Source organism: Fibrobacter sp. UWB13 (genome assembly GCF_900177805.1).
Lineage (GTDB): Bacteria > Fibrobacterota > Fibrobacteria > Fibrobacterales > Fibrobacteraceae > Fibrobacter.
In genome coordinates, this window is sequence record NZ_FXAX01000007.1 from 1 (window position 1) to 23,722 (window position 23,722).

Here is a 23,722-nt window from a genome sequence, read left to right on the forward strand (position 1 = left end):
AAGGATAACGAAGCCCCGGTCGCCAAGAAGGGCAACAAGATCGGAACAGGCGCCTACATCGCGAAGTTCGACTTTACGGCAGAATCCTTCTGTGCCTCGAAGTTCGACGAGACGACCAACGACTACAAGGCATCCTGTGCTGAAGTGGGCGCTAGAGTCGAAAAGGCAACCGACAGCAAGACCAAGACTCTTGGCTTCAAGAGAAGAAAGTAATTATAAACAGGCAGCCACCAGGATCTAGCCATCCTGGCGGCTTCTTTATTTTTTGGATAAAAGAAGAGAAAGTATGAAAAGATTACTCAGCATTGTTTCTTTACTGGCTACGTTCTGCATGGATTATGCAGAGGCAGAACTACCGAACATAGACAGAACATGTACCACCTGTAGCCGACGCTATTTGGACTCGTTGAACGTCTACAACAGACGTCCCATCCGAATGAACCAAAGCGGATTCAGACCGCAAGACTACAAGTACGCCTATGTCGCCGATCCAAAGGAAATGACCTTCAAAGTCATCGATGCGAACAGCGGTAAAGAAGTTCCAGGTGGCGGAAACCTCTCGCTTATCAAGAAAGGCGCCACAAAGCCAAACATCTGGATTAACGGCGCTTTCAACTCATTGGAAAGCATTTATGAGTTTGGTAAACAGGACTCCATCAGCACAGAAAAAGAAGACCTGTACCGAGCCGATTTTACAACGCTTTCAACAACGGGCGAATACTTCCTTGTCGTGGGCAAAGACACATCGGCAACATTCCATGTGCACCCATCCATCTACAATTCCATCCTCGAAAACTCCTTGCAGTTCTTCGGGATTCAGCGCTGCGGTAATACAGATTCGCACTTCCACAAGCCCTGCCACTTGAAAGACGGCTCCAAAGTCGGACATGACTTGACGGGTGGTTGGCACGACTGTGGTGACCATTTCAAGGTTTCTGAAACTCTTGGCTATACCGCCTACGTGCTTTCGATGGTTTACCTTACCTACCCCAACAAGGCAGAAGACCGCTATGGTCATTCTTATGCTGACACAGTCTTTACAGACGGCATCCCGGATATTCTCTACGAAGCAAAAATCGGTGCCGATTACATACTCAAGCTTTACAAGGCCTCCAAAGAAGATGGATTGATTGCCCAAAATGACATGTACCATTCCGTGGGCGTTGACGAAAAAGACCACTCATTCTGGGACTTGCCGGAACGTCAGGACGCTCAGCCAGAATCTAAGGGCGGTCCAGACCGCGTTGTGCTCACAGGCATAGGTGCAAACACTTCGGGTATGTTTGTTGCAGCCCTTGCAAACGTCGCTGCCGGCTATCGCGTTTACGACCCAGCCTATTCTGATACGCTCATCGAAGCAGCAAAAGACATTTACAAGAACGTGATGATGCCGCTCTTTGACTATGGTAACGGAAACGAAATGGGAAAGACGACATCATTCCCTGGATTCTATACCGGTGGCGGTCCGCGTTATGACGATGGTGCGGCAGCTGCACTCGCCTTGTGGTACGCCACTAAGGACACGACCTACCGCTATGACCTTTACAAGAACACCAACATTTTCAACAACCCCACCAACTCTAGATTCAACCTGGACTACTTCAAGGCAGGATTTCTCGGCAATGAAAGTGGCTTTTCTCCTGGCGGCTGGGCAACAGACTACCAGAACATCCACACCTATGTGCTGTTTGCATTCCAGAACCTGATTTTGAAGAGCTCGGAAACAGCGGCCGAATTCGGTCTTACAGAAATCGAACGCGACTCCCTCTCGATGCGTACGATGGCAACATTCCGCAAAATTTTGAATGACGCCACAAACCAGGGTGACTCTACCGTTCTCGTCAATCCGGGGGTAAACTCCAACGAAAAAAGCGAAGCTCATGAAGGTCCGACAGACCTCAAGGTCATTACTCCCTACAACCTTGTATGGACTAGCTTTGACTGGGGCGTGATCCGCTACAACCTGGGTACAGCCGTTTCCATCTTCTTGATGTACGAACTCACGAAGGACGAACGCTATTTGAAGGTCGCTCTCGACAACATGTACTACGCACTTGGCGCAAACCCGTGGGATATTTCCCTCTTGATGGGCGCAGGTGACAAGAACCCGCAACACCCGCACAACCGTTCTGCAAACCCCGATGGCTTCAATACCGGTGGCATGCCTTACCAGTACCGCTGCCCGAAGGGTGCACTCATGGGTGGCCGCGATCCGGAAAAAACACTTATCGAAGACTGGAGCAAATACACCTCTACCGAAACATGTATTGACTTCTCGGCACAGTTCCTCTTCCCGGCCCAGAGCCTTGCTGAAACACTCCCGCCCGATAACGAAGGCCCGATTTTTAGCAACATCGTCGGAACGCCGATTACAGACTCTACCGCTATCGTAAGCTGGGACGCAAACGAAGTCGCCCTTGTTACGGTTTTCTACGACGTCGTCCCCAATTCCGCCAATCCGAAATCGGTGCAGCAGACCACAGCCTCTAAGGGCGGTTCTGTAACGCTTACCGGACTCATTCCTGGACAGACATATTACTTCTTCCTCGAAGGCATGGACACCAAGAGAAACATCACGACTGATGACAACCATGGTTATTGGTACTCCTTTACCATGACTCCCAAAATGACTGAAATCAAGGGAGTTACGATTTGCCAGGTCGACCATCGCAGTGCAAAGATTTACTGGTGGAGCACCGACCGTCTGAACGGCGTCGTCAACTACGGAAAGGTCAAGGGAGCCTACACTGAAACCCAAAATGCAAGTGGCAGCGCCGTCCTTTTCCACGAAGCTGAACTCACAGGACTTGAAGCGGGTACAACCTATTACTTTACCGTTTCCTCGGGCGCAAAGACTTCTGAAGAATACTCATTTACCACAGAAACCCACGCCACCTATGCAGACCTCGACATTTCTTTGAAGCCGAGTTCTTACGGTGGAGAAGCCGCCTGTAGCCAATGGCAAGATTGCCATGCCTTCATCATGTCGCTTTCAAACAACGACACCGTACCATTCGAAGACTTTGAAGTGCGTATGTACCTCAAGGATCAAAACCTCTCCGCACTCGGAAACTGCCACCAAAACTTCGGAGGCGACGGTCAAATGGGTAAGCCGATTAACGTTACTTTCGGAACCGCTCAGGCAGACGGTTTTGGAGGCTATTATCTCCCCATTAACGTCAAAGGCAAACTAGAAGTTTCTGGACAGCTGATTATCCAAATCATCTTCCACAACTACGATCCTAATGTAAAGACAGTGAAATTCAAGGACATCGAAGGTTCCTGGTCACTCCGCGCACACACCGAAGAAACCGATCCGGAACATTTCGAAGGCATTGACTTGACTCAAGCTCCTTACTTCAAGGGTTCTGAAACGACATTCCTTGAACACAATTCCAACGGTGAAAAAGTCGTTGCCTTTACCCGTGACCCCTATATTACCGTCTATTACCACGGCAAGCACATCTACGGTTACGGTCCGGACTACACGCCTGAAAATGGCCCGCAAGTCAAACGCACCATCGAAACAACGTTCACGAGCCCGTTCGTAAGCCCGAGATACTCTGTTGAAAGGGAAGATCCGCTCACAACGTACGCCGCCACAAGTAAGGTTTCGCCGACGGGTGTCCTCGATGCTGTTGAAATGAACAGCAACCCGTACAAGTTTGAATACCCCAACATCAAGCGCACCGACTCTATCGCCTTCGGTACAGATACGACTCTCGCCTACGGCAACAACTACATGGAATGGGTCACCTGGCATAACCGAAATGCCAATATGAAGGACGAAAACAAGTATGACTGCGCCTGTGCCGTGGTCCGTAGCAACGTTGAAATCGACAGTATCACGAAGCCACTCGAAAAACGTTACCTCGTTTTCGACAAGAGCAATATTGTCGGTTATAAGGACAAGTTCATTGAAGTCCAGATTTCGCTCCTCGACAGCAATCTCGAACTCTACAAGGACGAAAAGAACCTGAACGTCGAATTGGTTAGCGATGATCCGAATGTCCTCTTCTATACAGACCCCACAGCCACTATTCCGGTAACAACCATAACGCTTTATGACGGTGTTGCGACAATCTACGTGAGCTCCAAGGTCGCCGTGAAGACAACTATTTCTGCAACACACGCCAATACCGCAGATTACGCCTACACGCCGGCAGTTGCGGAACTCGACATCGAAGAATTGCCGCCTTGGCCGATTATCGACGTGGCAAAGATTGTGGACTTGAACTGCGACCACATCCCAGATGCCATGGACATCACGCTTTCTTCGGAATATACGGCAAACCAGAGTTTCACGTCTATTTCGTTCACTTACGGAAGCACGACCATCAATGCGAACAAGGTCAAATCGCTTAATGGCAAGTCGCTCGTTGTCGAATTTGACGACATCAAGGACATCGTAACAAACGCCACAGGAAAGATTACACTTACAAGTAATATCGAAGGACAGGTCAAGACCGTCGAAGATTCCTATTCCGACGGCATTCCGCCCGCACTCCTTTCAGCTACAGTCCTCGAACGCCAGGATACGGCAAACGCAGATCACGTTTATCTGCAATTTAGCGAACCGATTTCTGCTCCGGGCACAAACTTCCCGCTCATCCTTTACGCAGCAGACGGCATTACAAAGGCTGCTACACCGACGGTCCTCTCGGCTAAGCTTTACAATGAATCGAAGAACATCTGGGACTTCGAAATCGCCTTTGATGCAAGCAACAATTCTGTTGTCACTGCAGGCATGTGGGGACAACTCGACCCGGCAGGTTCCATCAAGGACTTGAACGGCAACGGCGTAGCCGGTCTCTGCACACCAGAAAAGGTCGAAATCCTCCTGAAGATTCTACCGATCCCGATGACTTACGCCGTCATTACCGACAAGGATAAGAACGGCTATGCAAGCCACGTCGATGTACAGTTCTCCAAGGCACTTGACGCCAAGCACACACCGGATACGCTCGAAATCATCTTCGGTATCGCAAAGCCAGAAACGCTTAAGGTCGAAAAGAGCAAGTTCGCCCTCAACGGTGAAAACCTCGCTATCGACCTTGAAAAGCCGTTCCAGTTCGGCAATACCGCAGGTAACTACGACGGAGCACTCCCAGGTGGAAAGATGCTGACTCATGCAGGTCTTGTCACGCAGTACCTCGGTACAGGCGCCGCCACGGAATCGAACTCGGTCCTCGCCGAAGACAAGGTCGGTCCGGTCTTTGTTTCCGCAACAATCAACCAGACAAACTCTGCCGACGTTCTGAACATTACCGTCAGCGAACCTCTCGTTGTTGCAGACTCGACTCAGGAATTCTACAGACACAAGCGTGCCGAAAGACTTTCCAACGCGTTTAGCAGCAACTTCTCCGCATGGAGCTTCTCGCAGAGCAATTCGAGCCTCACCTTCCTCTACATGAACAGCCTCGCAGGCACAGTCATGGAAGGCGACTATGTGAGAATGGGTTCCATGATGACAAGCACATTCAAGGATGCCAATGGCAACTATCCTGAATTTGATGTTCCCTGGGTTTTGGTCAACGGCAAGGGCGCTCCGAAAATCAAGTTCGACGTGCATCTCCGCGAAACCGTTACCGATGCAAATTCGCTCAACCGCTCTAAGGTCAACACCGACGAGACCATGCGATTCTACATCAGGAATCCGTCGAACAACAAGTTCGACCTCATCCAGGGCGGCAAGGTCACACAAACCGCCATTGACTCAGCAGATATCGGCGGTGCCATCTTTGACGTGAAGCTGACTGTTCCGCGCGGCTCTTCGTTTGGTGAAGAATGCGCATGGGAAAGCCTCCTCGTCAAGTTCAGCATTCCGATATACTCGAACCTCGGTAACTTTGTTAATAGGTTCAAGCAAGCGTTCAGTGTAGATCCGAAACAGTACCTCTCGACGAACAACCTGGTGGAATTCGCCATCGAATGGGCAAACAAGGCCCCGTCTGGCATCCGCACCAAGGATGACAGAGCCGTTGGTACTGGCGCCTACATTTACAAGGCAGAAATAGAAGCTACATTTACGCCAAACATGAACAATCCTGATGTCAAGGGAGACGAGAAGCTCATCAAGAACTTCTCGACGAAGAGCTCGTTCGATCAGACAAAGACCTTCGGCATCAAGAGAACTAAGTAAAAAGGTCAAGAAGCTGGGAAAATATGCAAGAGAGTCTATTTACAAACTCGCCCTACGTTATAACGCTTACTGTAGTAGCGTTGATCATCGTATGCTATTTTCCCATCATGCTTGGTCAAAAGACGTCCGTCAAGCAGCTTCCTCGCCCCATACACCAGCTGGTGATCATCAGCATATTCTGGCAAGCGAGCAACTTGATAGGCGACATTTTCTTTAGTGGCGATAACTTTATTGCAGGGACCAGAGCCTATACGGCAAGGCAACTCATATTCTGCGCGGCAGCCCTTGGCTGGATCCAGCTCGGGAACGCCATACACCATACCGCAGAAATCAGTCTCAAGATAAAGCGCAAGAACGGCTGGAAGCTCATGAATATTTTCGGAGCTTTAGCCGTTCTCGTTTCGACATATCTCTTTATCAGTAATCCTAGCTTCATTCCCAATTTAAACTTCTTTGGCTACCATCCCTTTGCAGAACGCCCTGTATTCAACTTTTATTCTTTACTGTTCTGCTTATTCGTAGTCCCCAACATCATCGTTACCGCCTACATTATTCTACGCAACATCGTACAAACTAGCGATACGACGCTCCCCTACCAGGTTAGCATTTACATGTTATCCTCGTTTGTATTCTTTGTAACCTTGGTGGCACTCTTCGATTTCGTTATTCCCATTTCCACAAAATTCAGTAACTACGACCAATTCCTCAAATGGTCGCAATTCATCTCGGTATTCTTGGCAATCCTTTCGGGGCAATATTTCACTTCCGTATCGTTCAAGAACAAAAGCGCATCCTGGTTTTTGGACAAGCTAAAAGACAAGATGGTAGACGGGCTTATCTACTACAACTACAAAGGTGAAATCCAGCTTGCAAACCCAGCAGCTCTTGGAATTTTACACACAACGCAAGAAGCCCTCCACAACAAGAAAATCACGTCCATATTCCCGCAAATACAAGACCCGGCAAGAGAATCGACCTACAACAAGATTAGAGTCAAAATCGATAACGAAGACCATATTTTTAATGTCTCGATTTTTGAAATCCGCCAGTCATTGACAACAAACTATAACGTCGCCTTTTTCAGCGATGTTTCCAACACGCTGCATTACCAGCAAATTATCAAGACCCGCGATGAGCAGTTCAAGGAATACCAGCTCGACCAAATCCGTTATCAGGAACGACTGAACATCTGGAAGAAGAAAGTCGATGAAAGCAAGTACTTCTTAGACACGCTTATCAGTACACTCCCCTTCCGCTTCTGGTCCAAGAACGAACAGGGCGTGTTCATGACGCAAAACCAGACAGACATCAAGAGCCGCGGAAACCTGCTCCAGACATCAGAACCGGACAGCAAGATTTTGCCGCAGGAACTCTTAGCCCGTAACGAAGGCGAACCGCAAAGCTTTATTTCTTACGAACGAATTAAGAGATCGTTTAACGAAGACCAGGATGAAGAAGACGATATCGAAATTTTGAAGCAGGATGACTACAATATGGCAGTCCGCAAGGGCGCTGCTAAGGATATCATGATTTTCAACAACATGTTCATCCCGATTATGGCGCCCCGCAAACCGTACAAAATCATCGGTATCAAAATCGATATTACCAAGGAAATGCGTCTCGAAAAAGAACGCGACATGTTGCAGGAACAAAAGCACATCCATTCGAGACTCGAAGAACTGGGCACCATCTGCGGTGGCTTCGCGCATGACTACAACAACATTCTCGGCTCGCAAATCGGCTTCTGCGATCTCGCCCTTGAAGTGCTCGACAAGGATAACCAAGCTTACATGTTTATCCAGGAAGCCCGAAAGGCTGCAACACGCGGTAAAGAATCGCTCGAAGAGCTTTTGAACACCATCCGCGGAAAGACATCCGAAAAGGACAAGCTGACTGAATTTGCGCCGTACATGATTATCGACGACGTGGTGAAGAAGCTCTGGATTACGCTCCCGCCGAACGTGAAGGTCAAGGCAGAAAACCTCGACAAGAACATCCGCATCGTCGGAAACGTCTCTGCACTCGACCGTATTATCAGCAACCTTGCGAACAACGCCATTTTCGCCATGAAGGAAAACGGCGGTACGCTCACGATTGCCCTCAAGCGCGAAGTGCTCACGGAACCGCTCATTACGCCATACGCCCCGCAGATCGAAGCGGGCACGTACGCCAAAATTACAGTCGAGGATACCGGTACCGGCATGGACACCGCCACCCTCGAACGCATCTTTTCACCGTTCTTTACGACCAAGGCACCGGGTGAAGGACTCGGTTTGGGCTTGTCATCCGCATTAAGACTGCTAAAAGAAGGCAATGCGGGCTATACAGTCCAAACAACATTGGGCGAAGGAACTATTTTTAATCTATATTGGTCTATAAGAAACGAGAAAATGGAGGCTTAATGTCTACAATACTCATCATTGACGATGACGCTCAGCTCAACCTCATGTTGAAGTCTGCTTTGGAATTGAAAGGTTACACTGTCGATACTGCATGCAACGGTAAGAAAGCCAAGTCGCTTTATCAGAAGAATACTTATGATGTGATTATCACCGATATCATCATGCCGGAAGGCGATGGCTTCGAAGTCATCCTCGATCTCCGCCGCATGGGCCTTAGCGACAGGGTTATTGCGATTAGTGGTGGTGGACGCACCTCTGCCGAAGACTACCTTGCAACGGCACAGCATTTCGATGTTGCTGCTATTTTCAGCAAGCCGCTGGACCTCCAGCAGCTCCGCAACAAAGTTGACGAGATCATCAAGGTACATTCGTAATAGCATAAATGATGAATATCCTGATCGCTGATTTTGATCGGAAATTTGTCGAGGAGCTACAACGGAACTGGTCTGTAGCCGGAACGAACCTCCTGGTCTGCTCCGACGACAAGACTTTGATGCCGCTAATTAAAAAGACGTCGATAGACCTTGCGTTTATCGAGGTTCCTTTTTTAATGCTCGACAATATGGATTTGATCAGCTATTTGAAGGAACGCCAGCCTGGTATCGAGATTTTTGTACTGTGCGATGACCGCAACTGGCAGGGAGCTGCTAGCGCCATTACCCGTGGAGCCAGCAGCTTTTTGAAGAAGCCGGTCACGCTATCGCTCCTTGAGAGCACGGCAAGCAAAATCCAGGCTCAGCAACAAAACAAGTCCAACACGCAGCTCATGGAATCCCAGGTGTTGGACAACCTTCTCGGCGACACGCCCGAGATGCGCAAAATTCTAAAGACAGTTTATAAGGTCGCACCGACCAACAGCACCTTGCTTATAACCGGCGAGTCCGGTTCGGGCAAGGAATTTTTGGCAAACGTCGTCCACCGCTACAGCAAGCGTGCAAACGAACCGTTTGTGCCAGTCAACTGTGGCGCCATCCCCGAGAACCTCGTGGAAAGCGAACTCTTCGGTAGCAAGAAGGGATCGTACACAGGTTCGACCGCCGACAAGAAGGGCTTGTTCGAATCCGCCAATGGCGGTACGCTCTTTTTGGACGAAGTCGGTGAACTCTCACTGGCAACCCAGGTCAAGCTTTTACGTTTTCTGCAAAGTCACGAAATTCGTCGCGTGGGTGAAACGGACGCCCGTTATTTGGACATCCGCATTATCGCTGCAACGAACCGCGATTTGCAAAAATCCATGCACGAAGGTCGATTCCGCGAAGACCTTTACTACCGCTTGAACACGTTCCACTTGCAGCTTCCGCCGCTCCGCGACAGGAAGCCCGTCATCCCGAACTTAATTCGTTACTTTATCTTAAAGAACAAAGAAGCGCAGGGCAAGGAAATTCTCGACCTTGAACCAGCCGCTCTTTATGCTTTGACAAAGTACCCCTACCCCGGCAACATCCGCGAGCTCGAAAACATCATGGAGCACGCGATTGTGCTTTCGGAAGGTGGGGTCATCAAGCTCGAAGACCTGCCCGAATACGTGCAAGTAGAAGCCCGTGAAAAGACTGTCGCCATTCCGCATATAAAGGATGCCAGCAGCAATAAAGAAAGCTCCAGCGAATCTGTTTACAACAAAGTCGAAGATACGGAAGATGACGAGAAGTCCGCCGAGAATCCATTCGGAAAGCCGATTCATTTTGAACCGATTTCGGGCAAGACGGATAGCGCAGGACTTTTGACGCACAACCCGACGAAGTTCATCACGCATAATCCGGCGCCCGCCGAAGAAGAAGAAATTCTTTCGCTCGACGAGATGGAACGCAGGCACATTCTGCATGCCTTAAGCATTTGCAAAGGCAACAAGACTGAAGTCTGCAAAAAGCTCGGCATTAGCCGTGCCACACTTTGGCGCAAGCTCAAAGAGCTCAAAATTGAAATGGACGGCGGCGAGGATTAAACCTCTACAAGAGTTGCGACTAAGCAAGAATCTTTTGTAGAACCGCTACCGACAAAGTCTACGTCTTGGGATTTTTTCCAAGACGTTTTTGCTTTCGGGTGCACAGAAGAAACGGCGGCGAGCACATCGCGGGCAAACGCAGACAAGTTAAATTCACTATAGTTGGAACTGACCATGAAAAATCCGCCCGGATTTAAAAGCATCGCACAATCGGCAACGAGCGGCATCAAGTGTTCGCGCACGTTAAAGTTAAAGCCCTTGAAACGCGCAAAGCTCGGCGGGTCAAGCACAATACCATCAAATCGTAAGCCCTTCTTTTGAGCCCAGTGAACGTATTCGATAGCGTTACCGCGGAAGAACTCTCCAGGGCGCAAATCAAGCCCATTTAAGGCATAATTTTCACGACCCTTGTCGAGAATCTTGCCACTGATATCGGCGTTTGTAGCAACCGCAGCACCGCCTAGACGGGCATGCACGGAGAAACTGCATGTATAGCTAAAAAGATTGAGGAAGCGAAGGCTCTCCCCGGACATTTCACGGAAGCGTTCTTCGACTTCGAGACGCACATGGCGCATATCGAGAAAAAGTCCCGGATTAATCGTATCAAGCAAATCCACATGAAAATGTGCATTGCCTTCGCGGACGGTTCCCACGGCATCTTCACGCGCGCCAATCACGACATCCATCGGAGCGTTCTCGAGCGATTTTCCAGAGCTCGAAAGGCGTTCCTTTGTCACAACACAAACTGGATTGAATAGAGCGGCTACAGCCTCGACAATTTCAGTCTTGCTCGTTAAAAGCTCCGGTCCAAAAAACTGCATCTGGTAACGGTCACCAAGCTTATCAATCGTAAGTCCCGGGAAGCCGTCAGCAGCGCCATTCACAATGCGCAAAGCATCCGTTACCTCGAATAACGAGGCGCGCTTGTCGAAAGCAATCGCTAACTTGTTTTTTAAATCAAAAGCCATTCGAAAAAGACGAATTACTTATCAAGAGTCTTGATCTGGTCGACGAACTCGCCCACTTCCTTAAATTCACGATAGATGGAAGCAAAGCGGACATAGGCAACGGCATCGAGCTTTTTGAGTTCCTGCATCACGAGGTTGCCAATCTGATCGTAGCTGACTTCAAAGCCCTCTGACATCTGCAACGAATTTTCGACTCGCGTCACAAGTTGTTCGATATCGTCCATGGAAACCGGACGTTTTTTGCAAGAGTTCATGACGCCACGCTGGAGTTTTTCGCGCTGGAACGGTTCGCGTTCGCCACTGCGCTTGATAACGGTCAACGGCTGAACTTCGATATATTCACGAGTCGTAAAGCGACGACCACAGGCACAACATTCACGACGACGACGAATGGACGAGCCACTCACGCGGCTATCGACAACCTTGTCGTTATCATTCTTGCAAAACGGGCAAATCATACCTTGAATATAGCTTTTTTAAGAAAAAATTGCAAAAAACACAATAAAATTACATAGCCAACAGATACACTACCGGTTTAGTCCTTTATCTTTGTTGCGATAGTATATATACGCATCTTCGCTTTCCCAACATCCGCAATATTCAACAGCAGCAAAATTACATCCATTTATTTTTTTGAGGCATTGTACGTCATTAGGGCTTTTGCACTCTATAAAACGAGCATTACCAAGACTGGCGGAAGCACAGGCAGGAATCAAAGTCGGAAGATAAAACATTCGATCCCCTTTATCCTTACTACTAGATTTGACTACTCGACTACTGCTGCTCGATTTAATTACGCAACCAAATCCATAAGGTCAAAGTACATCAACCTTGTATGCGGATCGTCATCTTCAGCATTCATAAACCGAAAACCATTCTTTTCATAAAAAGGAACGGCGTTCAAATACGCATCAACAGTCAAAAATCTACAACCTGTCTTGTTGTCAATCACAAACATAGACTTGATGTAATTGAGGATTGTCGTCCCGATTCTATGTTTTTTAGCCGAGACATCAACGCCCAAGCGGCATAATTTGACCGCAGGATAACTTTTCAAACGTTTTTCGTTCGGGAAACCGCTCTTTTTTCGGAACCGATTGAATTCTGTTTTATCCTTGAAATTGTCCAATGCCACCCTGTCATTTGCAAGGCTGCAATAAGCCAATACTTGACCTGTACCAGAATCGGTACAAGCATAGCTTACAGCAAGCAAATGTTTCTGAAATGCAGACGCACAATTCAGAATGAAATCATCTAAATCGCGATCACCGCAATTAAAATTTTTAACAGAATAAGATGGTCGAATCCTAATAAAACTTAATTTTTCTGTATCTATACCTTCTTGAACCACGGATCTATACCTCCATTAGCTTCTTCTCGGGCACGCTGTTCAGCCATACCACGTTCGTAAGCCTTTTTCATAAACTCGTAATCGCGCAAACGCTGGGCACGAGCTTCTGGAGTTTCCGGTCGGCGAATCTTCATGTTTTCAAGAAAACGACGAGCATCCTCGCCATAGAGAATCGGAGTTTCACGAATGGGTCTAGCCATAGCTTTGTCCTCTTTGAATCATATAATAACGCATATATTAACTCTGGAGCATCACTAGACAGGTGAAACCCGGCAACACACTACTAAGGTGGTTCTCATAATATAAAATGATGAAATTTCAAAAACAAGGGATCGTCCGTCGGACGATTTATTTTGCAAACAACCGTTAGCAAGAATCGAAAAAATTTACAAAAGAGAAAGCGAGCACGAAGCATCGTCAAAGTCAAAGCCATAGCTAATATAACATGTTTTAGCTTAATTGGAATAGCCGATGCCGGAATAAATCCGGCATGACAAATCACAAATGTGTTTGTTGAGCACATCCCTCTTCCCCAAATCGCAAAAATTTCTAAATTTGGGCTATGTTCTTAGACGAAAAAAATATTGAAGTTCGCTCCGGCAGAGGCGGTGACGGCATCTGCAGTTTCCATCGTGAAAAGTTTGTACCCCTCGGCGGTCCCGATGGCGGTGATGGCGGTCGTGGCGGTCACGTGATTTTGCAGGTGAACGAGCAGTACACCACGCTTCTCGACATGGGCAACACGCACATTTACAAGGCAAAGAGCGGTCAGCCCGGTGGCGCCAAACGCTGCTCCGGTGCATCTGCCGAAGATTTGATTATTAGCGTTCCGCGCGGCACAATCGTCAAGGACGAACAGGGCCACATCCTCACGGACTTGACCGAACCGGGCCAGAAGTGGATTGCGGCTCGCGGCGGCAAGGGCGGCATGGGCAACCAGCATTTCGCAACCCCGAAGGTGCAGGCACCGCGCAAGTGCACTCCGGGTGAAAAGGGCGAAGTCCGCCAGCTGTTCCTCGAACTCAAGCTCATGGCAGACGTGGGTCTCGTGGGCTTCCCGAACGCAGGCAAGTCGAGCCTCGTGAACAAGATTTCTAGCGGTCGTCCGAAGGTTGGTGACTATCCGTTTACGACTCTTGAACCGGTGCTCGGCATCGTCCAGGTGAACGGTCACAGCTTTGTGGTTGCCGATATTCCGGGTCTCTTGGAAGGCGCGAGCGAAGGCAAGGGCCTTGGCCACCAGTTCCTCAAGCACATCGAACGTACGCACACACTGCTCTTTGTGATTGACGGTTTTGCCGAAAACGCCTACGAGCAGTTCAAGGTCTTGAAGGAAGAACTCAAGGCATTCCACCCGAAGCTTGCCGAAAAGAACTTTGTCGTAGCGCTCAACAAGAGCGACCTCGGCATCGAAAACGCCATCAAGGAATTCAAGAAGCACCGCCAGAAAGTGGTCATCACATCGGCGGTCACTGGCGAAGGTTGCGCTGAATTGCAGCAGGCATTGGACGCTGCAGTGCCCCATATGCACAAAAAAAGCATAGGTTGGAGCAAAAAAGCGTAACGGTTGCTTAAAATTATTGTAAATTCTTTAATATGAAGGCGACTCAGTCCAACATAACTAAGAAGGAAATCGTTGATGAAATCGCTTCCCAGACTGGATTTACGCAAGTAAAAACCAAAGTCATCGTGGAAGAACTCATCGACGCTATTTCCAATTGCGTTATCGAGGGCAACAATATCGAGTTGCGTGGATTCGGTCGCTTCAAGAATAAACAGCGCAAGGAACGCCGCACCCGGAACCCCAAGACTGGCGAGCTCGTGAACATTCCCGCCAAGGTGCGTCCGGTGTTCGAACCCAGCAAGGACCTGATCGAAAAAATCAACAACGTTCCTTTCGACTTAGAAGAGGCTTTTGTCCCTAAAGATGATCAAGAAAGAATCTAGTACGCCCGTTATCCAGAACCGCAAGGCGAGCCACCTCTATTTTGTAGATGAAACTTTTGAAGTGGGAATCATGCTCATCGGTTCGGAAGTCAAGTCTATCCGTAACGGCAAATGCACTTTGGGCGAAGCGTGGATTGATATCGACGAAAACAAGGATGAACTCTGGCTCGTCGGTGCGCATATCGATGAATACCTTTTCGCCAACCGTTTCAACCATTTCCCTGCACGCAGGAGAAAGCTCCTCGCCCACACGCACGAAATCCAGAAGATGCGCAAGGCGAAGGAATTGAAGGGTTGCACGATCATCCCGCTGAAAATGTACTTTAAGAACCGTATTGCAAAACTCGAAGTAGGAATATGCCGAGGCAAGGATCAACACGACAAGCGACAGGACATTCTAGTCCGCGACGCCAAGATGGAAATGGCTCGCGCCGCCAAGGCTCATCGCTAATTTTAGCTTTACTGCTAGTCGCATGTAGCCTAACCCTCGCTGCTACGGCAAGGGTCGATGTGGAGTCTGTCGCCCGCGAAATCAAGGGTTCGTTCCACTGGTATCCGGTGCAAAAGACGTTCTCGATCGTTTCTGCGAAGGACACGCTCAAGTTCGCCGTCGGCATTCCGTACATGACGCGCAACGGGCGCACAATCGATTTGTCGGCAGCGCCGGAGCTCGATAACGGACACCTATGGATTGCGGAAAACGACGCCAAGAAAATTTCCAATAAGGTTGCGGCAGTCCCAATAACAAAGACTGAGACAGCACAAGTTAAAGCAAAAGAAACTGCGCCGGCCAAGCCCGCTGCAAAGCCCGCCGAACAGAAACCTGCACAGCCGGTTGTCGTAAAGCCGAAAGCGCCCAAACAAGAAATCGCAGGCACGCGTGAAGTCCGCACCATCGTGATTGACCCCGGACACGGAGGCAAGGACCCCGGCGCTTCGGGCAAGAAGTCTCAAGAAAAAGATATCGTTCTCGCCGTTGCAAAACTTTTGCGCAAGAACCTCGCGGACGAAGGCTTCAACGTGAAGCTCACCCGCAGCAAGGACGTTTTCATTGAACTGCGCCAACGCGCAAACTTGGCAAACCAGTGGGATGGCGACCTCTTCATCAGCCTGCACTGCAACGCCATTGACGCAAGCGAAGAACGCAAGAAGATTATCCAGGGTTACCAGTTCTACGTGCTGCGCGCCCCGGAAAGCGAAGAAGACAAGGCGATAGCCCGTCGTGAAAACGCGGTCGCCACACTCTACGGCGAAAAGAACGCCAAGGACGAACTTTCACCGCTGGAATGGTTCAAGCTTGAGGCCCGCCTCGAACAGTACAAACAAACTAGTTACCTATTCACGGAGAAATTGCTAGACAGTTTCGATGGCGGAAAAATCAAGAAGATGAACACAGGCGTCGGCGGTGCGGGATTCATGGTTCTCGTAGGCGCGATGATGCCAGCCGTGCTCATTGAACTTGGCTTTATCAGCAACGAAGAAGACGAAGCTTACATGATGACTAAGGCAGGACAGCAAGACCTCGCCGACCGCATCGCACAAGCTGTCAGCAAGTACAAGGACGCCGTCCACACCTACCGCGAAACGCTGGGAAGAAATTAGACGAAAAAAGGAATCCACAATATTTGACTGGATTCCTCGTTACACTCGGAATGACGAGATGTTTGCGGAATGACGTGAAGCTTTCGAAATGACGAAAAGCTTTCGACAAATAAACTACTCCGCAGCCTTTGATTTTTTCTCAATAATTTCAAGGCATTCCGCGAGAATCGCATCATACATGTCCTGATAACGTTTTGTAATTTCAGGCGTTCCGTCTGCGCAAGCCTTCGTCTTTGCAATAAAACCGTTGAACCAATTTTTCGATTTATCCTTTAAAAGGAAAACATCTGCCTCAATATCGGCAGAAAAATAAGGTTCATAAAGTCCCTTTAATGTTTTGTTTTCATGATCCAAAAGACCATTTAAATATTTTTGTTCCGATTCAGATCTGACAACATCTTCCAAGAGTTTTCCGGAGACAACCTCATACAGTTTTTTCTGCACATCGGCCAAAATATCCGGGAACAAAGCAAACCCATCTTGTTTGCAGGACTTGACCCAATCTTCAGGGTAAATTCCATGGGCTATGTCATATTCCTCATCGCTCGTATAGAAAAGATTTCCTTCGATTTTGTACCCATTCCTATAAGTACGTGTATCAGAACACACAATCATCGGAGCGTCATAATACGAAGTGGGATAACAAACAGGACTGACGATACCATAAACAGGCGCCATTTCTTGAATAGAACCGCACGATTGAAGTTTATCTTCCCATTCCGTCAAAATTTTTTGAGACAATGATGTATCTTTCCCTAAATATTTTTTATAATCATCGCAAGTAGGACTATGCGTAGTTTCAGGGCAATTGCTTCGTTTATACGACCCTTCTACACAAGTCACGGAGGTGTCCCGTGCCATGAGATATTTCACAGGTTCCGAAGAACTTGAAGATTCCGTCACGTCAGCACTTGAAGAGCTTTCTACGCTCGAAGAGCTCATCGCAGCCTCCGACGAGCTAGATACGCCAACATCAGAAGAACTCGTATTTTCTTCAGCCAAAGAACTTGAAGACTCTTCAGGTAAAGCAGCATCACTACTAGAACTATCCCCAAATGCATCTGCAGATGAATCAGGATTTGCAGACTGCCCTACGGGAAATTGCGGGTTCGAATCACTGCCACAGCTTGCCCAAAAAAGTGATGCGACAGTCAAGCAACTCAAGCGCCAAAATTTTCGAATATTCATAAGATTCTCCTTTACTCTCTAACATATAATTTATCTCAAAAATTGATTTCAAAAAGCGTTCTGTTTAAATAAAAACGTTGACATTCCGTCAATATCGCACAGCAACAATCTATTCTTCAGCGCTAGCAGCCTTGACTTCATTTTCGATAATTTCAATACACTCGGCAAGAATTGCATCGTATTTTTGCTGGTAGCGTTCCGTTATTACAGGCGTGCCGTCTTCGCAAGTTTTGGTTTTGGCAATATAACCATTGAACCAATTTTTCGAGGCTTGTTTCATTTTGTAGCCATACCCACTATAATCAAACAAATAAGGATATAAAAACCCCTTCAAAGCTTTTTTCTCTTGGTCCAAAAGTCTTTCCAAATATGCCTTGCCTTTTTCAGTCAAAGATGAATTTTCTTCAAGTTGCTTAGACAACTTTTCATACAAAGTTGTCTGTACGTCCGCAAGAACATCAACAAACAAAGCATACTCTCCTTGCGGACACGATTCTGTTAAATTCTCTGGAACAATTCCTTGAATTTCATTGTATTCTTGAATGCTTGTATAAACTTTTTTATTTTCATCGGTCACATAGTGAGCGTAAGTGTCGCCATTTGAACACCACATTTTGGAAAACAACTTAGTAGAGCAACAAGGACTACAGCCATAAACCGCCGGAGACATTTCAGAGATACCTTCACACGATTCCAATTCATCTTCCCAAGAAGACAGAAGTTTTTCGGAAACCGATTGTTTTTTCTCTAAAATAGTTTTCAGTTCATCACAAGAATATTCTTTTGCACAAATAGGAACTTGTTGCCATACTTTTTCACAACTCACAGAAGGGTCTCTCGCTAATACATACTCAGCAGAACTTGAACTGCTGTTAGAGCTAGACGAGCTTTCAACGCCCGACGAACTCGATGCGGATTCAGAAGAAGAACTTTGCGGTGGCGAATCGGAAGAGCTTGATTCAGGCGCTACAGCAGAACTTGATAATTCGCTAGAGCTACTTTCATTTGCATCAGACGATGAATCAGGATTTGCTGATGGCGACATCGGAAATTGCGGATTTGAATCCGAACAACTCGCCCAGAAAAGCGAAGCAACAGTCAAACTAAACAAGCGAATAAATTTATGGATAGTCATGCCAACACCTTCGTAATTTTCTAGGAACAAGGAACTAAAATTTATTTGGAAGCTTTAGACTTTTTCTCAATCAATTCAAGGCATTCTGCTAAAATCGAATCGTACTTTTCCTGATAACGTTCTGTCGTTTCTGGAGTTCCGTCAGCGCAAGTTTTGGTCTTGGCAATATAGCCGTCAAACCAATATTCAGAATAACCATCCATCGAAGTATATTCAACTTCTAGATTTCCCAAACGATACGGAGCAAAGTTGCCCTTCAACGTTTTATTTTCTCGATCTAGAAGTTTTTCTAAATAAGTTGTTTGAGATTCAGTCAAAGAAGCATTCTTTAGCAATTCGCTAACGATTTTTTCGTACAATGCTTTTTGCACATCAGCAAGGATATCGGCAAACAGCACAAAGTCTTCTTGCTTGCATGATTGGACTAAAGGTTCAGCTGAGCTTGAGCTTTGAGGTGCAGAACTAGAGCTTATTCCATGAGCCTCGTTATATTCTTGCGTGTTCCTATAGGCTAAATTTCCATCCAACTGATAATATCTATAGGTGCTATCATTAGAACATTTAAGCACCGAGGATAGATAAACAGCGTTAGGATTGCAAGCTGGCGGAAAAACGCCATACACTACAGACGGCATCTCCGAAATGGCACCACAAAACTCTAGTGCATCCTCCCATTTATTCAAGACCCTTTCAGTAACGCTAGTATCCTTACCCAAATATTCTTTATAATCATCACATGTATAAGAGTCACTCGAGGTTTGACAAGATGTAGAAGGAAACAATTGGGATTCTTTTACGCACGTCACAGAAGAATCTTTTGCTAAAATGTAACGTTCAGATTCCGATGAACTAGAAACATCTGAAGAACTGGAATTTGCAGAGCTAGAAGACGGTGTTTCGGAAGAACTCTCGGGAGGTTCATCAGCCGAACTAGAGGACTCTTCAGATTCCGCAGAACTAGATTCAATTTCAGCAGAACTAGAATCCGCTTCGGAAGAAGAACTCTCCTCCACATCTTCGGAAGGATCCAATTTGGCTGACTGCGGGTAATAAAGCTGAGGATCAGAATCTGAGCAGCTAGCCCAGAAAAGTGAAGCGACAGTCAAGCTACACAGGCGGAAAAACTTATGGATTGTCATGCCAACTCCTTCTTTGTGCGATAATATACAAATTGTTCGTCTACTAAGTACAAATTATTGATATAAATAAAAAAAAGAACTGTCACAATCGCAACAGTTCTCTTTTTAAAATTTGACTGGATTCCTATTGACGCTTACGCCTTCGGCTTCAGCGTCCATCCTTCGGCTCGGTCATGCCGGCAAGCAAGCTTGCCGTCGCGACTCTCGCCTTACGGACTATTGACGCCTACGCCTTCGGCTTCGGCGTCCGTCCTGCGGCTCGGTTATGGGATTGCAAGCAATCCCGCATCACTCGCCTTACGGACTATTCAGCGTCCATGTCAGCTTCGTCGATTTCGGCGTTGTGGTAGACTTCCTGAACGTCGTCGTGGTCTTCGAACTTGTCGATGAGCTTGAGGAGCTTGACAGCGTCGTCGTGACCGAGCTTGACCGGGTCATTCGGGACGTAGCTGAGTTCTGCGCTCATCATTTCGATCCCAGCATTTTCGAGAGCCTTGGAAACAGCGTCGAAAGCTTCCGGAGAAGTGGAGATTTCATGAACGCCATCTTCGGTGCTCATGTCTTCTGCGCCAGCTTCGAGAACGAGGTCCATGATCTGGTCTTCCGGATACTTTTCAGCATCGACGACAATCACGCCCTTGTAAGTGAATGCCCAAGAAACGGAACCAGACTCGCCCATGGAGCCGTTGTTCTTGTTGAAGATGTTACGGATTTCAGCAACCGTACGGACCTTATTGTCGGTCATGCACTGCACCATGATAGCGATGCCTGCCGGGCCGCGTCCTTCGTACAACGGTTCAGTCATTTCGGTACCGGAGTTAGCACCCGTACCCTTGGCAATAGCACTTTCAATGTTCTTGGTCGGCAAGCTCTGGCTCTTGGACTTGAGGATTGCAGCACGGAGACGCGGGTTAGCGTCAGGGTTGCCGCCGCCGAGCTTAGCAGCGATGGAGATTTCCTTGATCAGCTTGTTCCAAGCCTTTGCACGAGCGACGTCGGTTTTGGCTTTCTTGCGTTTGGTGGTGGCCCATTTGGAGTGACCGGACATAATTTACCTCTAGTTGTTAAAAAAAGTTGTTAGTCATTAGTTATTAGTTTGTAGTTTAAATAATCGCGGCGTTGCCGCCTAGCTATATCTAAGAACCACTGACCAATGACTATTGACTGATTCTAAGTTCTATTTTCCATTCATCTTGCAGCGGCGTTTCTGCTTGGCAGTGAGCTTGCGGCTAGAGCAATCAAGGTCATCGTGCTTTTTAGACTTGAACTTAGCCTTTTCTGCTTTTTCAGCCTTTTCACGAGCCCTGCGGTCTGCCTCTTCCTTAGCCTTGCGTTCAGCTTCTGCTGCTTTAGCCGCTTGACGCTTCTGCTGCATATCGACAAGCTTTGTCTTGTCTATAGGAACAGCGGACGCCTTAGTAATTTCTCGTTCGTACTTACCGCTCCAGATTTTACCGAGAAGCGAGCCAGACTGGAGAGCATCATCCAAAATGCTCTGTGCCCAGCTGTCATTTGCAGGCGGCAAAAGCTTGAACGACAAGTTGCGAATTCTAGTCGGTTCTTCGTCGTAATAAAGCATCATGTCGAAGAAGCCCACGTTGTATTCTTCGCCATCGGAACCGGCAGCAATCTTGTCCGGAATGTAGGCAAGCACAGCGTAGAGCGCTCTATCGAAAAGAGCTGTTATAAGGACATCAGAATCTCCACCGGGAGCCTGGACTTCACCTTCCGCAAGGAATGCCCACGGAGCCACATCGACTCGGAGCCTAAACTTGTGGAAACCCTTCTCAGCCTTTTTGAGCTTGATCAAGGCACCAGAGAAAGCCTGGAATTCCGGCTTAATGGAGCCTTCCTGCGCGAACACCATGGCACACGCAAGGAAGATGACCGTTAGAAGTTTTTTCATTTCCCTAATCCAATTCGCTTAATTTGTCCTTAGTTCTTGAAGAACAAAGCCTTGGCAGCTTCGAACATAGGATCCTTTTCATCCGGGTTACGGCATTCCGTATAAATACGGACCTTCGGTTCCGTACCGGACGGACGCACGAGCATCCAGGAATCGTCGTCGAAGATGACCTTCACGCCATCGAGCGTGAGGAGCTGCTTCACGGTCTTTTCATTTGCACCGACCATGACCTTTGCACCCGGCTTAGCGATATCAGCGATAGCATCGACCTTAGCCTTGAGCGGAGCACCGACAAGGGACTTGTCGACTTCGAAACCAGAACGGGTCGGATAGAAGCGACCGTATTCTTCGTACAAAGCGTCAAGGTATTCGCCGAGGTTCTTGCCAGTCGTAGCGAGAATTTCAAGAGCGATGAGGAGACCGAACTGAGCGTCCTTTTCGAGCGTGTTGTTAAGGCCAGAAATACCGTCAGATTCTTCGAATGCGACGAGAGCCTTCTGCTTGGCATTGCGAGAGAGCCACGGGCGGAAGTTCTTGAAGCCCACCGGAGTTTCCATGACAGGAACGCCGAGCTTTTCAGCAATGATGTTCACAAAGTTGGATGTTGCAACGGACTTAGCCACGCAGCCCTGTTCCTTGCGCCAGGTTGCCATGTAGTGGAAAGCGATTGCACCGAACTGGTTCATGTCGATTTCGCGAGTGCCGTCGTAGAAACGGATACGGTCGCCATCCGGGTCAAAGATTGCACCGAGACGGAACCAAGACTTGCTTTCGTCGAGGACCTTGCGAACCTTTTCGAGGTTCTTGCTGGACGGTTCCGGAGCGATACCGCCGAACAAAGAATCATCTTCGTTGCGGAGCGTGATGAGGCATTCCGGATTGTCGAGGAGAGCTGCCGGACGGCGGCGGGTAGAACCGTGAACGTGGTCGCACACGAGCGTGAGGCGGCCCTTCTTGATGAATTCCTTGATGCGGTCGAACTTGATCGTGCCCTGCTTGACGAGGAATTCCTTGTAAATCTTAAGGGAGTCGATAATTTCCCAGTCAACCTTGGAGACCGGTTCGAACTTCCAGGTAGCCATCATTTCGTTAGAAAGCTTGGTGATGACGTTCGTGATTTCCGGACCTGCAGGACCGCCGTCTGCCGGGTTGAACTTGATGCCGTTGTAGTGGCTCGGGTTGTGGCTCGGAGTCATGTTGATGGAGCAGGCAGCACCGAGCATTTCGATGGCAGCGGAGAATTCCGGAGTCGGCATTTCGCCACCGTAGTAGACCTTCACGCCAGCCTTTGCAAACTGGTCTGCGACAGCTTCGCAGAATTCGTGACCGAGCAAGCGGTTGTCATGGCCAACGACCACGCCCTTCTTCTGGAGTTCAGCAAAATCCTTGACACCCAGAGCAGCGAAGAGTTCCGGAGTTGCTTCCTTGTACAAACGCACAATAGCAGCACCGACAACCTGCAAGTTGCGGAGCGTGAATTCAGAACCGATTTCACCGCGCCAGCCGGAGGTACCAAAGCTGACCTTTGCCGGTTCCTGGGAGGTCAATGCGACCTGCTTCACGGTTTCAACCAGGTTCATATCGGTAGCCGGGTTGAATTCGGGGGACTGAATCTTTTTCCAAATCTGGGTAATGTTTTCCATAGCGGTTCCTTTGTAGTTTTAACGCGCAAAATTTAGAAAAAATCCAGTAGGACGTAGGAAGTAGATAGTAGGAAGAATCGCCCAAAATAAGGGATTACAATCTACGTAAAAAAGGCTCACATTCGTGAGCCTTGGCTAAATTCATTTTTATTTCTGTTCAAGGGTCGCCTTGATTTGAAGAATTTCTGATTCAAGAAGCCCCGTAAACTCGACGATTTCAGCTAAGGGCTTGTTTTTCAACAACATCCTCGTTGCCATCTCACGAGCCTTGTCTTGCGCACCCTCATACCTGAGGACAGCCTCATCATAATCTTTCATCCATGAATTTGACATAGTTCTAGGACTAAAATTACTCAT

At 48.0% G+C, this 23,722-nt stretch carries 19 protein-coding genes and 1 pseudogene; 9 read left to right on the forward strand and 11 right to left on the reverse strand.

Annotated features, from left to right (window positions below):
* The 5 genes from B9Y77_RS16105 to B9Y77_RS15610 all read left to right on the forward strand — a co-directional run.
* Nucleotides 1–213 (forward strand): hypothetical protein (locus B9Y77_RS16105; RefSeq protein WP_176221789.1); only part of this gene is annotated, 213 nt, incomplete at its 5' end.
* 73 nt (nucleotides 214–286) lie between these two features.
* Nucleotides 287–6,142 carry a glycoside hydrolase family 9 protein gene (locus B9Y77_RS15595; protein WP_085492326.1) on the forward strand — a complete coding sequence of 1,952 codons (5,856 nt, stop codon included), beginning with the start codon at nucleotides 287–289 and terminating at the stop codon, nucleotides 6,140–6,142.
* 107 nt (nucleotides 6,143–6,249) lie between these two features.
* Nucleotides 6,250–8,544, forward strand: coding sequence for an ATP-binding protein (locus B9Y77_RS15600; protein WP_176221790.1), 2,295 nt, complete (start codon nucleotides 6,250–6,252; stop codon nucleotides 8,542–8,544).
* Entirely contained in the window at nucleotides 8,544–8,918 is a 375-nt protein-coding gene (locus B9Y77_RS15605) for a response regulator (RefSeq protein ID WP_073424656.1), read from the forward strand. The genes B9Y77_RS15600 and B9Y77_RS15605 overlap by 1 nt, the downstream gene beginning before the upstream one ends.
* A gap of 8 nt (nucleotides 8,919–8,926) precedes the next feature.
* The gene (locus tag B9Y77_RS15610; RefSeq protein ID WP_085492328.1) at nucleotides 8,927–10,486 is read left to right on the forward strand and encodes a sigma-54 dependent transcriptional regulator; all 1,560 of its coding nucleotides are present in this window, start codon (nucleotides 8,927–8,929) and stop codon (nucleotides 10,484–10,486) included.
* On the opposite strand, the gene B9Y77_RS15615 is transcribed toward B9Y77_RS15610, so the two are convergent.
* The 4 genes from B9Y77_RS15615 to B9Y77_RS15635 all read right to left on the reverse strand — a co-directional run bounded on the left by B9Y77_RS15615 (nucleotide 10,483) and on the right by B9Y77_RS15635 (nucleotide 13,005).
* Nucleotides 10,483–11,454 (reverse strand): class I SAM-dependent rRNA methyltransferase, encoded by a 972-nt coding sequence (locus tag B9Y77_RS15615; RefSeq protein ID WP_085492329.1) that lies wholly within the window; start codon nucleotides 11,452–11,454, stop codon nucleotides 10,483–10,485. The two genes, B9Y77_RS15610 and B9Y77_RS15615, sit on opposite strands and share 4 nt — an antisense overlap.
* 14 nt (nucleotides 11,455–11,468) lie before the next feature.
* Nucleotides 11,469–11,912 (reverse strand): transcriptional regulator NrdR, encoded by a 444-nt coding sequence (nrdR, locus tag B9Y77_RS15620; protein WP_073424659.1) that lies wholly within the window; start codon nucleotides 11,910–11,912, stop codon nucleotides 11,469–11,471.
* 335 nt (nucleotides 11,913–12,247) lie between these two features.
* Nucleotides 12,248–12,805, reverse strand: coding sequence for a GNAT family N-acetyltransferase (locus tag B9Y77_RS15630; protein WP_085492330.1), 558 nt, complete (start codon nucleotides 12,803–12,805; stop codon nucleotides 12,248–12,250).
* Nucleotides 12,787–13,005: a hypothetical protein gene (locus B9Y77_RS15635; protein WP_073424661.1), complete on the reverse strand. Its 219-nt coding sequence runs from the start codon at nucleotides 13,003–13,005 to the stop codon at nucleotides 12,787–12,789. Before B9Y77_RS15635 ends, B9Y77_RS15630 begins: the two co-directional genes overlap by 19 nt.
* Nucleotides 13,006–13,367: 362 nt before the next feature.
* Here B9Y77_RS15635 and obgE point away from each other — a divergent pair, with 362 nt between their 5' ends.
* From obgE to B9Y77_RS15655, 4 genes are read left to right on the forward strand one after another with little or no spacing between them, the layout of a single operon-like run.
* Nucleotides 13,368–14,369 (forward strand): GTPase ObgE, encoded by a 1,002-nt coding sequence (gene obgE, locus B9Y77_RS15640; RefSeq protein ID WP_012820189.1) that lies wholly within the window; start codon nucleotides 13,368–13,370, stop codon nucleotides 14,367–14,369.
* Nucleotides 14,370–14,401: 32 nt separating this feature from the next.
* Nucleotides 14,402–14,752: an HU family DNA-binding protein gene (locus B9Y77_RS15645; RefSeq protein ID WP_012820190.1), complete on the forward strand. Its 351-nt coding sequence runs from the start codon at nucleotides 14,402–14,404 to the stop codon at nucleotides 14,750–14,752.
* Nucleotides 14,733–15,203, forward strand: coding sequence for an SsrA-binding protein SmpB (gene smpB / locus B9Y77_RS15650; protein WP_085492331.1), 471 nt, complete (start codon nucleotides 14,733–14,735; stop codon nucleotides 15,201–15,203). The genes B9Y77_RS15645 and smpB overlap by 20 nt, the downstream gene beginning before the upstream one ends.
* Nucleotides 15,204–15,262: 59 nt before the next feature.
* Nucleotides 15,263–16,354, forward strand: a complete 1,092-nt coding sequence (locus B9Y77_RS15655) for an N-acetylmuramoyl-L-alanine amidase family protein (RefSeq protein ID WP_085492332.1) — start codon at nucleotides 15,263–15,265, stop codon at nucleotides 16,352–16,354.
* 114 nt (nucleotides 16,355–16,468) lie between these two features.
* On the opposite strand, the gene B9Y77_RS15660 is transcribed toward B9Y77_RS15655, so the two are convergent.
* From B9Y77_RS15660 to B9Y77_RS16110, 7 genes and pseudogenes are all read right to left on the reverse strand, one after another.
* The gene (locus B9Y77_RS15660; protein WP_085492333.1) at nucleotides 16,469–17,542 is read right to left on the reverse strand and encodes a hypothetical protein; all 1,074 of its coding nucleotides are present in this window, start codon (nucleotides 17,540–17,542) and stop codon (nucleotides 16,469–16,471) included.
* Between the two features lie 109 nt (nucleotides 17,543–17,651).
* Nucleotides 17,652–18,707, reverse strand: a complete 1,056-nt coding sequence (locus tag B9Y77_RS15665; protein ID WP_254900081.1) for a hypothetical protein — start codon at nucleotides 18,705–18,707, stop codon at nucleotides 17,652–17,654.
* A gap of 11 nt (nucleotides 18,708–18,718) precedes the next feature.
* A complete protein-coding gene (locus B9Y77_RS15670; protein ID WP_085492334.1) occupies nucleotides 18,719–19,816 on the reverse strand; it encodes a hypothetical protein in 1,098 nt (365 codons plus the stop codon).
* 304 nt (nucleotides 19,817–20,120) lie between these two features.
* Nucleotides 20,121–20,864, reverse strand: coding sequence for a YebC/PmpR family DNA-binding transcriptional regulator (locus B9Y77_RS15675; RefSeq protein ID WP_073424666.1), 744 nt, complete (start codon nucleotides 20,862–20,864; stop codon nucleotides 20,121–20,123).
* Between the two features lie 129 nt (nucleotides 20,865–20,993).
* Nucleotides 20,994–21,722 carry a hypothetical protein gene (locus B9Y77_RS15680; protein WP_085492335.1) on the reverse strand — a complete coding sequence of 243 codons (729 nt, stop codon included), beginning with the start codon at nucleotides 21,720–21,722 and terminating at the stop codon, nucleotides 20,994–20,996.
* A 29-nt stretch (nucleotides 21,723–21,751) separates the two neighbouring features.
* The gene (locus tag B9Y77_RS15685) at nucleotides 21,752–23,365 is read right to left on the reverse strand and encodes a phosphohexomutase domain-containing protein (protein WP_085492336.1); all 1,614 of its coding nucleotides are present in this window, start codon (nucleotides 23,363–23,365) and stop codon (nucleotides 21,752–21,754) included.
* Between the two features lie 147 nt (nucleotides 23,366–23,512).
* Nucleotides 23,513–23,722, reverse strand: a pseudogene (locus tag B9Y77_RS16110) (hypothetical protein); the annotation flags it as partial.

Bases quoted from the DNA above. Each gene is read 5' to 3' on its own strand.
- B9Y77_RS15685 (WP_085492336.1), bottom strand. From the start codon at position 23,365: ATGGAAAACATTACCCAGATTTGGAAAAAGATTCAGTCCCCCGAATTC.
- B9Y77_RS15610 (WP_085492328.1), top strand. From the start codon at position 8,927: ATGATGAATATCCTGATCGCTGATTTTGATCGGAAATTTGTCGAGGAG.
- B9Y77_RS15675 (WP_073424666.1), bottom strand. From the start codon at position 20,864: ATGTCCGGTCACTCCAAATGGGCCACCACCAAACGCAAGAAAGCCAAA.
- B9Y77_RS15645 (WP_012820190.1), top strand. From the start codon at position 14,402: ATGAAGGCGACTCAGTCCAACATAACTAAGAAGGAAATCGTTGATGAA.
- B9Y77_RS15595 (WP_085492326.1), top strand. From the start codon at position 287: ATGAAAAGATTACTCAGCATTGTTTCTTTACTGGCTACGTTCTGCATG.
- B9Y77_RS15605 (WP_073424656.1), top strand. From the start codon at position 8,544: ATGTCTACAATACTCATCATTGACGATGACGCTCAGCTCAACCTCATG.
- smpB (WP_085492331.1), top strand. From the start codon at position 14,733: ATGATCAAGAAAGAATCTAGTACGCCCGTTATCCAGAACCGCAAGGCG.
- B9Y77_RS15660 (WP_085492333.1), bottom strand. From the start codon at position 17,542: ATGAATATTCGAAAATTTTGGCGCTTGAGTTGCTTGACTGTCGCATCA.
- obgE (WP_012820189.1), top strand. From the start codon at position 13,368: ATGTTCTTAGACGAAAAAAATATTGAAGTTCGCTCCGGCAGAGGCGGT.
- nrdR (WP_073424659.1), bottom strand. From the start codon at position 11,912: ATGATTTGCCCGTTTTGCAAGAATGATAACGACAAGGTTGTCGATAGC.
- B9Y77_RS15600 (WP_176221790.1), top strand. From the start codon at position 6,250: ATGCTTGGTCAAAAGACGTCCGTCAAGCAGCTTCCTCGCCCCATACAC.
- B9Y77_RS15670 (WP_085492334.1), bottom strand. From the start codon at position 19,816: ATGACAATCCATAAGTTTTTCCGCCTGTGTAGCTTGACTGTCGCTTCA.
- B9Y77_RS15680 (WP_085492335.1), bottom strand. From the start codon at position 21,722: ATGAAAAAACTTCTAACGGTCATCTTCCTTGCGTGTGCCATGGTGTTC.
- B9Y77_RS15615 (WP_085492329.1), bottom strand. From the start codon at position 11,454: ATGGCTTTTGATTTAAAAAACAAGTTAGCGATTGCTTTCGACAAGCGC.
- B9Y77_RS15635 (WP_073424661.1), bottom strand. From the start codon at position 13,005: ATGGCTAGACCCATTCGTGAAACTCCGATTCTCTATGGCGAGGATGCT.